The sequence below is a fragment of the Streptomyces sp. NPDC085596 genome (assembly GCF_044541565.1).
Classification (GTDB): Bacteria; Actinomycetota; Actinomycetes; order Streptomycetales; family Streptomycetaceae; genus Streptomyces.
The window spans coordinates 156,868-170,360 of the sequence record NZ_JBITTC010000012.1 but is presented as its reverse complement, the minus strand read 5'-3'; the positions used below and the strand labels follow the sequence as shown (position 1 = coordinate 170,360).

Annotated in this window: 9 protein-coding genes; 3 read left to right on the top strand and 6 right to left on the bottom strand. The window is 70.0% G+C overall.

Annotation, left to right across the window (positions count from 1 at the left end; translation table 11 throughout):
- Positions 1-44: 44 nt before the first annotated feature.
- The 5 genes from ACIGA3_RS29080 to ACIGA3_RS29060 form a co-directional block, all read right to left on the bottom strand.
- Positions 45-1,097 carry a substrate-binding domain-containing protein gene (locus ACIGA3_RS29080; protein ID WP_399721289.1) on the bottom strand — a complete coding sequence of 351 codons (1,053 nt, stop codon included), beginning with the start codon at positions 1,095-1,097 and terminating at the stop codon, positions 45-47.
- A gap of 17 nt (positions 1,098-1,114) precedes the next feature.
- Positions 1,115-2,134 carry an ABC transporter permease gene (locus ACIGA3_RS29075; protein ID WP_399721287.1) on the bottom strand — a complete coding sequence of 340 codons (1,020 nt, stop codon included), beginning with the start codon at positions 2,132-2,134 and terminating at the stop codon, positions 1,115-1,117.
- Entirely contained in the window at positions 2,131-3,648 is a 1,518-nt protein-coding gene (locus ACIGA3_RS29070; protein ID WP_399721285.1) for a sugar ABC transporter ATP-binding protein, read from the bottom strand. Before ACIGA3_RS29070 ends, ACIGA3_RS29075 begins: the two co-directional genes overlap by 4 nt.
- A 149-nt stretch (positions 3,649-3,797) precedes the next feature.
- On the bottom strand, positions 3,798-4,979 hold the full coding sequence (locus ACIGA3_RS29065) for an ROK family protein (RefSeq protein ID WP_399721284.1): 1,182 nt from the start codon (positions 4,977-4,979) through the stop codon (positions 3,798-3,800).
- A 155-nt stretch (positions 4,980-5,134) separates the two neighbouring features.
- A complete protein-coding gene (locus ACIGA3_RS29060) occupies positions 5,135-6,106 on the bottom strand; it encodes a multicopper oxidase domain-containing protein (protein ID WP_399721373.1) in 972 nt (323 codons plus the stop codon).
- Between the two features lie 180 nt (positions 6,107-6,286).
- Here ACIGA3_RS29060 and ACIGA3_RS29055 point away from each other — a divergent pair, with 180 nt between their 5' ends.
- From ACIGA3_RS29055 to ACIGA3_RS29045, 3 genes are all read left to right on the top strand, one after another.
- Positions 6,287-8,764 (top strand): ThuA domain-containing protein, encoded by a 2,478-nt coding sequence (locus ACIGA3_RS29055; RefSeq protein ID WP_399721282.1) that lies wholly within the window; start codon positions 6,287-6,289, stop codon positions 8,762-8,764.
- Between the two features lie 50 nt (positions 8,765-8,814).
- Positions 8,815-10,959 (top strand): OmpL47-type beta-barrel domain-containing protein, encoded by a 2,145-nt coding sequence (locus ACIGA3_RS29050; protein ID WP_399721372.1) that lies wholly within the window; start codon positions 8,815-8,817, stop codon positions 10,957-10,959.
- 287 nt (positions 10,960-11,246) lie between these two features.
- The gene (locus tag ACIGA3_RS29045) at positions 11,247-12,674 is read left to right on the top strand and encodes an alkaline phosphatase family protein (RefSeq protein WP_399721280.1); all 1,428 of its coding nucleotides are present in this window, start codon (positions 11,247-11,249) and stop codon (positions 12,672-12,674) included.
- 36 nt (positions 12,675-12,710) lie between these two features.
- Here the strand turns inward: ACIGA3_RS29045 and ACIGA3_RS29040 are convergent, their stop codons facing one another.
- On the bottom strand, positions 12,711-13,439 hold the full coding sequence (locus ACIGA3_RS29040; protein WP_399721278.1) for a hypothetical protein: 729 nt from the start codon (positions 13,437-13,439) through the stop codon (positions 12,711-12,713).
- Between the last annotated feature and the right edge of the window lie 54 nt (positions 13,440-13,493).

Here is a 13,493-nt window from a genome sequence, read left to right as displayed (position 1 = left end):
GTCCTCGTACGGGGTGGCGCCGCGCGGGTGGGGCGGAGGTCCTGTCACCGGAAGCCGGTGGGCATGTACCGGCCGACGTTGTCCTTGTCGACGACGGCGGAGTAGAGCGTGACGGACGCCGGGATCTCGTACTCGGCCATGCCGCCCACGCCCTTGCCCTGGCCGAGCGCGCGGGCGAGGTCGATGGCGGAGGCGGACATGGTCGGCGGATAGAGGACGGTCGCCTTCAGCACGCCGTCGTCCCGCTTGATGGCCTGGAACGCGGAGAGCGCGCCGGCGCCGCCGACCATGAGGAAGCCGTCCCGGCCCGCCTGCTCCACGGCGCGCAGCGCGCCCACGCCCTGGTCGTCGTCGTGGTTCCACAGGGCGTCGAACTTGCGCTGCGCCTGGAGGAGTTGGGCCATCTTTGCCTGGCCTGACTCCACGGTGAAGTCGGCAGCCTGGCGGGCCACCTTGCGGATGTTGGGGTAGTTCTTCAGGGCGTCGTCGAAGCCCTTGGTGCGCTGCTTGGTCAGCTCCAGGTTGTCCAGGCCGGCCAGTTCCACGACGCGGGCGTCCGGGGTGTCCTTGAGCTTCTCGCCGATGTAGTGGCCGGCGTTGAGGCCCATGCCGTAGTTGTCGCCGCCGATCCAGCAGCGGTACGCCTGGGGGGTGTTGAAGACGCGGTCGAGGTTGACGACCGGGATGCCGGCGCGCATCGCCTTCAGGCCGACCTGGGTGAGCGCCTTGCCGTCGGCGGGCAGGACCACCAGGACGTCGACCTTCTTGTTGATGAGGGTCTCGATCTGGCCGATCTGGGCGGCGGTGTCGTTGGAGCCCTCGGTGATCTCCAGGGTGACGTCGGAGTAGGTGCGGGCGCGGCGTTTGGCGTTGTCGTTGATGGCGTTGAGCCAGCCGTGGTCGGCCTGGGGGCCGGCGAAGCCGATGGTGACGTGCTTGCCGGGCTTGTCGTCGGCGGGCTTGTCCTCGGCGGCGGTCTTCTCGTCCTTCGGCTCGTTGCTCGTGCATCCGGCGAGGAAGGCCCCGGCGCCGACGGCGGCGGTCCCGAAGAGCAGTCCTCTGCGGCTGGTGAGGGGTGTCGGTGCGGTCGGTCGCATGGCGGTGAACCCTTTCCTCAGGTGGTGCTCGCGGTACGGCGCTGGACCAGCACGGCGGCGACGATGATCGCGCCCTTGGCGATCTGCTGGACGTCGCTCTGCAGGTTGTTCAGGGCGAAGATGTCGGTGATCGTGGTGAAGATCAGTACGCCCAGCACCGAGCCGGTGATCGTGCCCCGGCCTCCGCTGAGCAGGGTGCCGCCGATGATCGCGGCGGCGATGGCGTCGAGTTCGTAGAGGTTGCCGTTGGTGTTCTGGCCCGATCCGGCCAGGATGATCAGCAGGAATGCCGCGATGCCGCAGCACAGTCCGGACAGCAGGTAGAGGTAGAGGCGCTGGCGGCGTACGTCGATGCCGGCGAGGCGGGCCGCCTCCGCGTTGCCGCCGACCGCGACCGTGCGGCGGCCGAAGGTGGTGCGGTTCAGTGCGAGCCAGCCGATGACGGTGACGACGGCGAAGACCAGGACCAGCGGCGGGATGCCCAGGACGTAGGCGTCACGTTCGCCGAGTCCGAGCACCGAGTCGATGGTGACGATCTGCGTGCGCCCGTCGGTGAGCTGGAGGGCGAGCCCGCGCGCGGAGGCGAGCATGGCCAGCGTGGCGATGAACGGGACCATGCCCCCGTAGGCGACGAGCAGGCCGTTGACGAGGCCGCAGCCCACGCCGACGGCGACCGCCGCGAAGAGGATGCCGGCGAACCCGTACTCCTGGGTCGCCACCGTGGTCGCCCACACCGAGGCGAGGGCGACGATCGCGCCGACGGACAGGTCGATGCCGCCGGAGGTGATGACGAAGGTCATGCCGACGGTGACGACGCCGATCACGGATGCCTGGGTGAGGACGAGTTGGAGGTTGCGCGTGTCGAGGAACTCGTCCGGTTTGGTGATCCCGCCGATCAGGATGAGGACGGCGAGGACCCCGAGCAGGGAGAGGGTGCGGACGTCGGCGCGGCCCGCGAGCGTGCGCCAGGTGCGGGGCGGAGCGGCTGCGGGCGCCTTGCCGCTGTCGTACCGGGGTGGGGAGACGGGCTGCGTCATGACGCCGGGCTTCCTTCCATGACGAGATCGAGTACGCGGTGCTCGTCGAGTTCGCGGGCGGGTGCCTCGTGCACGACGTGGCCCTCCCGCAGCACCAGGACACGGTCGGCTAGGCCGAGGACCTCGGGCACCTCGCTGGAGACCAGCAGTACGGCGAGGCCCTCGTCGGCGAGGCGGCGGACCACGGCGTACAGCTCGGCGCGGGCCCCGACGTCGACGCCTCGGGTGGGTTCGTCGAGCAGCAGCACCCGGCAGCCGCGCAGCAGCCAGCGGGCCAGGACGGCCTTCTGCTGGTTGCCGCCGGAGAGGGTGCGGACGGGGACGGCGGGGTTGTCGGGGCGCAGGGACAGCTCTCGGGTCGCGGTACGGGCGGCGCCCAGCTCGGCGGCCCGGTCGATCCAGCCGGCGCGGGCGAAGCGGGACAGGGAGGACACCGAGACGTTGCGGGTGACGGACTCCAGCATGAGCAGGGCCTGCGCCTTGCGCTCCTCGGGGGCCAGCCCGATTCCGGCGCGCACGGCAGCCCGTACACTGCCGGGGCGTACCGGGCGGCCGCCTGCCAGGACGTGACCGGCGTCGGGCTTGCGGGCGCCGTAGACCGTCTCCAGGATCTCGGAGCGGCCCGAACCCACGAGCCCGGCGATCCCGACGATCTCGCCCGGCCGCACCACGAGGTCGAACGGGTCGAACTCACCGCTGCGGGCGAGTCCCCTGATCTCCAGCACCGGTTCCCCGTCCGGGGGCCCGGTGGGGCGCTCGGGAAAGACGTACTCGACGTCGCGGCCCGTCATCAGGGTGACGACCTCGCGGGTCGGGGTCGTCTTCGCGGGCAGGCCGCGTGCCACCGCCCGGCCGTCCTTCAGTACGGTCACGCGGTCGCCGATGCGGCGGATCTCGTCCAGCCGGTGCGAGATGTAGACGACGGCGACGCCCTCGGCGGTGAGTCCGGCGACCACGCGGAAGAGGTTGTCGACCTCGTCGGGGTCGAGCGCGGCGGACGGCTCGTCCATCACGATGAGCCGTACGTCGTGGGACAACGCCCGTGCCATGGAGACGATCTGCTGCTGCGCGGCGGACAACTCCCCCACCAGTCGGGCCGGTTCGATCTCGGGGTGGCCAAGTCGGCGCAGCAGCGCGGCCGCCGACCTACGTGCCGTCCGGCCCCGGACCACGAACCCCGCCATGGTGGGCTCATGGCCCAGGTGGATGTTCTCGGCGACCGACAGGTGTTCCACCAGGTCGAGTTCCTGGTAGATGGTGGCGATGCCGAGGCGCATCGCGGCCATGGGCGAGCGGAGGGTGACGGGTTCGCCGCGCCAGTGGAGGGACCCGGTGTCGGGCTGGTGGGCACCGGCCAGGACCTTGATGAGGGTGGATTTGCCCGCGCCGTTCTGGCCGAGCAGGCAGTGGACCTCGCCCTCCTGTACGTCGAGGTCGACGCCGTCGAGGGCCCGGACGCCGGGGAACGCCTTGGTGATGCCGGTCATGCTGAGCAGTGGTGGTTCTAATGCCATGTGTTCCCCCTCGGCGGGCGTGCGGGCCTGTTTCAGGGCGGTACGCCGACGGGTCGGGCGGACCGGGGCAGAGCAGAGCGGTGCGGGCGGTGCTGTTCCGTTGCGCTGTTCCTATGGGCCGTCCGGCGGGATGGTGCCGGACGGCACGGTCACGCCGGGGAGAACAGGTGGTCGCTGATGAGGCGGGCCCCGCCGATGACTCCGGCGTTCTGGCCCAGCTCGCCGAGCACGATGGGCAGGTTGCCGGTCGCGAGCGGCAGCGACTGGCGGTAGACCTGGGTGCGGATCGCGGCGAGCAGGGTGTGGCCGAGGCCGGTCACCCCGCCGCCGATCACCACGAGTCCGGGGTTGAAGAAGCTGACCAGGCCCGCGATGACCTGGCCGGTGCGGGTGCCGCCCTCCCGGATGAGGTCGAGCGAGACGGTGTCGCCGGCGGCGGCCGCGGCGGCGATGTCGACGGCGCTCAGGGTGCCGTGCGTCTCCAGGCGGGAGGCGAGTTCGGCCGACAGTCCCTGGGTGGCCGCCTCCAGGGCGTCGCGGGCGAGTGCCGCGCCGCTGAAGTGGGCCTCCAGGCAGCCGCGGTTGCCGCAGGCGCAGGCACGGCCGTCGGGTACGGCCTGGATGTGCCCGATGTCGCCCGCACTGCCCGTGGCCCCCCGGTACACCTCGCCGCCGACGACGATGCCGCAGCCGATGCCGGTGCCGATCTTGACGCAGAGGAAGTCGCCGACCGAGCGGGCGACGCCCGCGTGCTGCTCCCCCATGGCCATCAGGTTCACGTCGTTGTCGGCCATGACGGGGCAGCCGAGTTCCTGGCTGAGCGCCTCCCGTACGGGGAAGCCGTCCCAGCCCGGCATGATCGGCGGGGCGACCGGCACCCCCTCCGGGAAGCGGACGGGGCCCGGAACGCCGATGCCGGCGCCGTCGAACCCCTCCGCGAGCCCGGAGGACCGGAGCTTGGCCGCCATGGCAAGGACGTGCTCGAAGACCGCGACCGGGCCCTCGCGTACGTCCAGGGGCTGGTTGAGATGACCCAGCACTTCGAGTTCGGCGTTGGTGACGGCGACGTCGACCGAGGTCGCGCCGATGTCGATGCCGAGGAAGCGCAGGTTCGGGGCGAGCCGGAGGTTGTGGGAGCGGCGCCCGCCGCGCGAGGCGGCGAGCCCGTCGGCCACGATCAGCCCCGTCTGAAGGAGACGGTCCACCTCCACGGCCAGCTTGGACCGGGACAGTTCGACCTGATCGCCCAGCTGTGCGCGGGAGTTGGGTCCCTCGTCGCGCAACAGGCGGAGCAGCCGGGCCTGGTGGGCGTTGGCGGGTCGTGCCGTCATGCGTCTCACGAATCCCTCCCCGCCTCGGTACCGGACGTCCATCGCGTTCTTTCGGGGGGAACGTAGCAGCGGCTGCCGGGACTGGGAAGAAGTAGCGCGGGAATTCGTACCCACTTTCTCCACTCACAGGACAAAGGTCGGCGCGGGGACGGACATCAGTGGGCGTGGCGCGCGGCGGTGTGGTGTCCCGTGTGGCCCGGGACGGTGCCGTCGGGCTTGGCCACCAGGAACAGGCCGGCCATTCCCATGTCGGAGTGGCTCTGGACATGGCAGTGGTACATCCAGGCGCCCGCGCCGACGTGTTCGCCCGCGATGACCTGGAAGCCGAAGGAGTCGGCCGGGCCGGTGATCTTGTTGTCGACGACGCGGCTGGGGTCGTCGGGGCCGGTCAGCAGGCCCGTCCGGTTGTCGGCCCAGCGGTGACCGTGCATGTGGAAGGTGTGGTAGTACTCGCCGTGCGTGATCATGATGATCTCCACGCGATCGCCCACCGTCGCCTCGAAGTTCGGGGTCTCGCCGCCCGCCTTGTTGTTGATCGTCATGTCGTTGAAGACGATCGTGAACTGCTTGTCCGGCAGGATGTCGCCCTTCCGGCGCACGACGACCGGGCCGTACAGGCCCTTGCGGATGCCGCCCGTTCCGTGGTCGGTGCCCACGACGTGGTCGTGGTAGTGCCAGTAACCGGCGCTGCCCGCCTGCCAGGTGCCGTCCTTGCGGCGGCCCGGTGCGTGGGTGCGCCAGGTGTAGGTGCGGGTGCCGCCCGGCTCCACGTGGCTGCCGGTCATCCGGGTGCCGTCGTTGGCGATGTCGTAGTCGACGCCGTGGACGTGGAGGCTGGCGTCGGCGTCGGTGGTGTTCTCGAACTCGATGTGCAGGGTGTCGCCCTCGACCAGCTCGATGAGCGGTCCCGGCACGGTCGCCTTGCCCTTCTCCAGGCCGTATCCGAGCTGTCCGCCCGGCAGTTTCTCGGCGTAGAGCTTGAGGTGGCGCACCTGGCCGCCGGCCGGAGCCGTGGGCGGGGAGGGTTCCGCGGCGGAGGGCGCGGAGGCCACCGACAACGTTGCCGTACCGGTGGCGGCGACCACACCGCCGGCCAGCAGACGTCGCCCGAAAGTCCTTCTGTCCAGAGCCATACCGGTCTCTCCAGTGCTGTGAGGAGACGGGGGGACGGCCACGGTAGAGCCGCGATCCCCGTTTATCCACACCCAGGACAAAGTTGGTGAGATTCCGTCCGTTGCTATTGGCGGGTCGTTGAAAGGCGTCTAGCTTCTGGCGCTGTTGCTGAGACCACGGAGGGTGGGTGACCCATGCAGAGCGCACCACATCACCGGTCGAGATCCCGGCGGGCAGCGGCGGCGGCCCTGGCGGCCGGAGCCCTGGCGGCATCCCTGCTGAGCGGCGGCACCGCCGCCACGGCCAGTCCGTACCCGGAACCGAAGGTGTCGGCGCTGCCGTCGCCGCCGGGCGGCAAGAACGTCAAAGTGCTCGTCTTCCACGCCTCGGCCACCGAGGAGTCACCGACCGTCGACGCGGGCATCGAGGCCGTCGAGTCCATCGGTCTGACCGGTCCCGCCGACCAGCGCTTCAAGACCGTGGCGACGGACGACGCCTCGGTCTTCACCGATGACAAGCGGCTGGGCACCTTCAACGCCGTGGTCTTCCTGACCGGCGGCGGCGATGTCCTCGATCCCGAGCAGGAGGCGGGTCTCGAGGCTTATCTGAAAGCCGGCGGCGGCTTCCTCGGCATCCATGACGCGGCCCGGACGGAGCCGTACTCCGACTGGTTCACCGGCCTGATCGGCGCCCGCCCGGCGAGTTCCAGCCCGGCCACCGTACAGCGGGCCACCGTGGAGATCCCCGACCGGAGCCATCCGGCCACGAAGGACCTGCCGCTGGAGTGGAAGCGGCCCGACAAGTGGTTCAACTGGACGAGCAACCCGACCGGCAAGGTGCACACCGTCGCCAAGGTCAGGGAGAGCAGCTACCGGCCGGGCACCGGTGCCAACGGCGTGGACCACCCGGTCTCCTGGTGCCGGGACTACGACGGCGGCCGGTCCTTCTACACCGGGATGGGCGGCACGGTCGAGTCGTTCGCCGAGACCGACTTCCGCGACCATCTTCGGGGCGCACTGCTGTGGACCACCCGGCTGTCGCGCGCCGACTGCAAGGCGACCATCGACGCCAACTACTCGGCGGCGCGCGTCACTCAGCCGAACCAGCCCGGTCAGCAGGACCAGATCGGCGAGCCGCACGGCATGGTCGTGGCGCCCGACGGACGGGTGCTGTACATCGGCCGGGGCGGCGGAGTGAACGGCGCTCCGGTCGTCACCGACTGGAACAACCCCGACATCGGCAAGGGCGTCGGCCAGATCCACATCTACGACCCCGCGACGAAGAAGGTGACGCTCGCGGGCGCCCTCACCGTCTTCGGCAACAAGGGCGGCGGCGACGAACTCATCAAGGTCGAGGAGGGGTTGCTCGGCATCGAGCTGGACCCCGGCTTCGAGTCCAACGGCTGGGTGTATCTGCACTACACCCCGCACTCCGGCCTCGACCGGGACAAGCAGGTCGCCGAACGCCGCGTCTCCCGCTTCACCTTGGACCGCGCCACGAACAAGCTCGACCTGGCGTCGGAGAAGGTCCTGCTTAAGTGGCCCGTACAGGTGCACAGTTGCTGCCACGCGGGCGGCGGGATGGCCTGGGACTCCAAGGGCAACCTGTACATCGCCACCGGTGACAACAACTCGTCCGGATTCAGTGACGGTTACTCGGGCAACAACCCGCAGCCCAACTTCAAGGGCCTGTCCTTCGCGGACGCCCGCCGCACCGCGGGCAACACCCACAACCTCAACGGCAAGATCCTGCGCATCCATCCGGAGCCGGACGGCACGTACACGCTGCCCGAGGGCAACCTCTTCACCGGCAAGGAGCAGGACGAGGGCGGCGGCAAGACCCGCGGCGAGATCTACGTGATGGGTGTACGGAACCCGGCTCGGATCTCCGTCGACAAGAAGACCGACATCCTCTACGCGGGCTGGGTCGGCCCCGACGCGGGCGCGCCGAGCACCACTTGGGGGCCGGCGAAGTACGACACGTTCGCCGCGATCACCAAGGCGGGCAATCACGGCTGGCCGTTCTGCATGGGCAACAAGCAGCCCTACCGCGACCGCAGTCTGCCGGACCCGACGAAGCCGCTGGGCTGGTACGACTGCGACGCGCCGAAGAACGAGTCCCCGAACAACGACGGCCTGGTGAACCTGCCGCCCGTCACCGGCAACACCATCTGGTACTCCCCTCAAGGAGGCGCCCCCGACTTCCCGCGCAACGCCGCCGGGGTGCCCAGCTACAAGAACGAGGAGGCCACCTACCTGCTGCCGTGGCTCAAGGGCGGCGGGCAGGCCACCATGGACGGCCCGGTCTACCGCTACGACGCGGCGACGGCCGGCGCGCAGGCGTGGCCTCAGTACTGGGACGGCAAGTGGTTCGTCGGTGACTTCTACGACGCGGACAACCCGCGCCACGCGGTGCTCACCGACCCGAAGACGGTCGGCAAGGGCGGCCTGCCCGTCACGGCGGAGTCGCTGAAGAAGATCATCCCGGTCGGGCAGGGCGGCATCCGCAACCTCATGGACTGGAAGTTCGCGCCGGACGGTTCGCTCTACGTCCTCGACTACGGCCGCGGCTTCTTCACCTCCGACTCCCAGTCCGCGCTGTGGCGCGTGACGTACACCGGCGGCGAGGCGACCCCCGCCGCGAAGGATCTGGCCAGGAAGGCGGCACAGTGAGACATCGACCTCTCCGCCTGTACACCGCGCTGCTGGGCGCGCTGCTGCTGATGCTGGGGCTCACCTCGACGACCGCGTACGGACGTGACGGCGACCGCGCGGCGGCGGCCCAGGTGCTGACGTGGACGGCGAGTTCACGCACCGACCAGTACGCGAGTTTCCCGACGACGGCGGTGGCCGGTGCGGCGACCCTCGTCTTCGAGAACAGCACGGCGACCGGCAATGACATCGGCATGCCGCACACGCTGACCTTCGACGTGTCGGACCCCGAGTACAACCACGACGTACCGGTGAACATCCTGGCCAACCCCGGCGACGACAGCGGCGGCAAGCACACGGTCGACGTGACGCTGACGCCCGGCCGTTACCGCTACTTCTGCAGCATTCCCGGTCACGGCCAGATGCAGGGCATCCTGACGGTGACCGAGCCCGGCGGCGAGGACACCACGGCGCCGACGGCCTCGGCGAAGGTCGAGGGGCAGCAGAACGCCGATGGCGCCTATGTCGGCTCGGCCAAGGTCACGGTGTCCGCGTCGGACGACGCGTCCGGCGTGAAGTCGATCGAGTACGCGGTCGGTGCGGACGGCCCGTGGCAGGCGTACACCGCGCCGGTGGTCGTCGACCAGGTCGGCTCGCACACCCTGCGCTATCGCGCCACCGACCAGGCGGGCAACGTGGCGGCCGAGAAGTCCGTGGCCTTCAGCGTGGCCGCCCCGCCGACGGACGACACCACCGCCCCGGAGACCTCCGCGACGGTGAGCGGCGAGAAGGACGCCGACGGCAACTATCTGACGATGGCCACGGTGACCGTGACCGCCTCGGACACCGGGTCGGGCGTCAACACCATCGAGTACGCGCTCGGCGCGGACGGCGCCTGGCAGCCGTACACCGCGCCGGTGATGGTGCATCAGGTGGGTCAGCACACCGTGCGCTACCGGGCGACCGACAAGGCGGGGAACGCGGCGGCCGCCAAGTCCGTGGCCTTCACCGTCGTGGCGCCGCCGGCACAGGACACGACCGCGCCGGAGACCTCGGCGACCATCGACGGCACCAGGAACTCCAACGGCGCGTACGTCACGAGCGCCAAGGTCACCGTCAACGCCTCGGACTCCGCCTCCGGGGTGGCCCGTGTCGAGTACTCCCTCGACGGGGGCCCGTACCTGGAGTACTCGGCCGCCGTGATCGTGGACCGGCTCGGCTTCCACACGGTGGCGTACCGGGCGACGGACAAGGCGGGCAACACCTCCGCCGCCAAGAACGTCACCTTCACCGTCGCGCAGGGCGGGGGCGTACCGGCGCCGGCCTGTCCCGAGTACGACGAGCGGCTGACGGTCATCGTGGGCACCGTCGACACGGGTGTGCCGAACCGGCTGACCCGTAGCCGGTGCACGATCAACGAGCTGATCGAGGACGAGAAGGACTGGTCGTCGCAGGCGCTGTTCCTCAAGCACGTCGACGGCGTGCTCGACCGGCTCCTGGCGGACGCGGTCATCGACCAGCGCGAGTTCAACAAGATCACCAAGGCCGCCAAGCAGTCGAAGATCGGCAAGCCCGGCCAGACGGAGGGCTACCGCGACCTGTTCGACGGCACCCAGGCGTCCCTGGCGAAGTGGGAGCAGGTCGGCGGCGGCCGGTTCGCCCTGTCCGGCGACGGCACCATCACCAGCAGTACGACCGTGCCGGGCATGGGCATGCTGTGGTTCCCGGAGCGCAAGTACGGCGACTTCTCACTGAAGCTCCGGTTCCGCGACGACGCGCCGGGCACGGGCAACGCCAACGGCGGTGTCTTCATCCGGTTCCCCAACGTCCACAACCATCCCGAGGAGTCCCGCCCCGAGTGGGTCGCCATCAACTACGGGCACGAGATCCAGATCCTCGACAGCCCGACTGGGGACATGTACAAGACGGGCTCGGTCTACGGCTTCGACCGGGTGGGCCTGGGCGGTGCGGGGGTCACCCCGAAGGGCACCTGGAACGACTACGAGATCCGCGCGGAGGGCCAGCACTTCACGGTCCTGCGCAACGGTGTCGTCATCAACGAGTTCGACAACGTCGGCGGCCAGGTCTTCACCCCGCCCCGCGCGGGTGACCCCGGCACCGACGGCCGGCGCTACGCGACGGGCTACATCGGGCTCCAGGTGCACAGCACGACGGACGTGATCTCGTACCGCGACATCCGGATCAAGGAGTTGTAGGCGACCAGATCATGGGCCCTCACCGCTTCGGCGGTGGGGGCCCTTCTCGTCTCGCGGCCCTGTTCTTTGAAACGCGTTCTTTGAACGCGCGGCAACTCCCCTGCAACGTACAGGCATTGACGGTGATGACCTGGTCAAGCCGTTCCCGCGCGTTGGCCACATGTTCACCGCCTTCCCCTGACGCGTCCCACCGGCAGGGGCGGAGAGTGATCGGCGGCCCGGCTTCTCCGCCGGGTGGAACCGACACTCCACCGGAGCGCGTTCCTCGCGCTCAAGAAGGGACAACCATGGCCGAGTTGACCCGTCGTAGAGTCCTGGGATCGGCTGCGGGTGCGCTGGGTGGCTCCGCGGCCTTGTCCCTGCTTCCGCCGAGCGTCCAGAAGGCCGTCGCCGCCGGGCCGCCCGCGAAGGGCTCGCTGCGCGACATCGAGCATGTCGTCCTGCTGATGCAGGAGAACCGGTCGTTCGACCACTACTTCGGCACGCTCTCCGGGGTACGCGGCTTCGCCGACCCGGGCGCCCTCAAGCTGGACACCGGGCGCAGCGTCTTCTACCAGCCCGACGCGCAGAACCCCAAGGGCTATCTGCTGCCCTTCCACCTCGACACCCACTCCTCCAGCGCCCAGGCCATCCCGTCCACCAGCCATGCCTGGTCCGTGCAGCACCAGGCGTGGAACGGCGGCAGGATGGACCAGTGGCTGCCCGCGCACCGCGCGGCCGACGGCGTCAACGGCCCCTATGTGATGGGCTATTACACGCGCGAGGACATCCCGTTCCAGTTCGCGCTGGCCGAGACCTTCACCGTCTGCGACAACTACTTCTGCTCGGTGTTCGGGCCGACCTGGCCCAACCGGCTGATGTGGATGACCGGTTCGATCGACCCCGGCGGCACGCTGGGCGGTCCGGTCATCAAGAACTCGGCGCCCAAGCCGTACCGCTGGACCACCTACGCCGAACGGCTCCAGGCGGCCGGGGTCAGCTGGAAGGTGTACCAGCAGGACGACGACTACGGCTGCAACATGCTGGAGCAGTTCGCCGCCTTCAAGAACGCCGCCCCCGGCTCCGAGCTGTACGAGCGCGGGGTGCGTCCGCAGCCCGAGGGCACCTTCGAGGACGACGCCCGCAACGACCGGCTTCCGGCCGTGTCCTGGATCATGCCGACCAGTTTCCAGTCGGAGCATCCGGACTATCTCCCGGCGGCGGGCGCGGACTTCGTCGCGTCGAAGATCGAGGCGATCGCGTCCAACCCGAAGGTATGGCGCAAGACCGCGTTCATCCTCAACTACGACGAGAACGACGGCCTGTTCGACCATGTGCCGCCGCCGGTGCCGCCCGCGGGGACGCCGGACGAGTTTGTGCAGGGGTTGCCCATCGGGGGTGGCTTCCGGGTTCCGGCGATCGTCATCTCGCCCTGGACGGTGGGTGGTTGGGTCGCTTCGGAAGCCTTCGACCACACCTCGGCGCTGCAGTTCCTGGAGCGCTTCACCGGTGTGGAGGAGCCCAACATCAGCGACTGGCGCCGTAGCACCTTCGGTGACCTCACCAGCGCCTTCCGCTTCCGCTCCGGCCGCCCGCGCCCGCCGCGCCTGCCCGACGACACGGCGGAGCAGCTGGAGAAGGCGAAGGAGGAGGTGGCCACGCTGCCGAAGCCGACGCTGCCCGGAGCGGACCAGACGTTCCCGCGCCAGGAGCACGGGCGCCGGCCGCACGTGTGAGAAACGGGGCCGGTGTCGCTCATGGCACCGGCCCCATCAGTACACCGGGTCGCCGGGCTCCACTCGCTGCGTCTCCAGTTCCTCGGCGGCGAGCAGCTCCTCGATGAGCGCCGGGGTTCCGCCCACATAGGTGCTGACCAGGTCCACGTCGCCGCCCAGGCACCAGGCGCGGTCCTCGGGCCACCACAGGTCGGGCAGCTCGGCGAACTCGTCCAGGGTCACCGGGGACACCGCGTCAAAGAGGGGCCCGGCGAGGAGCACCTCGTCCCGGTACGGGGTCTCGAAGGTGGGGAAGCGGGAGAAGTCCCACCGCCCGTACCCGTCCCACAGGCCGAACCAGCACTGGCCGGCGGTACGGGTGTGCCGGGCCAGCACGGGGATCAGCGCCTCGGCGACGCCGGGCGGGGTCGGCCCTTCCGCCGGATGCTCGTCCCAGACACCGGGCAGACCGTATTCCGAGGCGTTCTGGTACTCCCGGTCCATCCCGATCAGCTCATGCCAGCCGGCTCCCGGTGCCATCGTCCGCCCATGAGCAGCGGCCACCTCCCGCCACGGCACCGGCCGCTCCTCCAGCCACGCCGGATGCAGAACCCTGACGTAGGCACCGAACCCCGGCACCACGACACCGGCCACCGTGCAGGAGTGATCACGGCCCCGGAAACGGTCGGTGAGCCAGCGGGCGGGGGCCAGGTCGGTGGTCTGGATGCGTAGTCGGCCGTAGGGTTCGGGTGCGGGGGCCCGGCCCATGGAGAGAATGTCGTCCACCTCGGCAGTCTCTCAGGGAGTTGACCGCTTCCGCTGATCCGGCGGCTCCCGCGG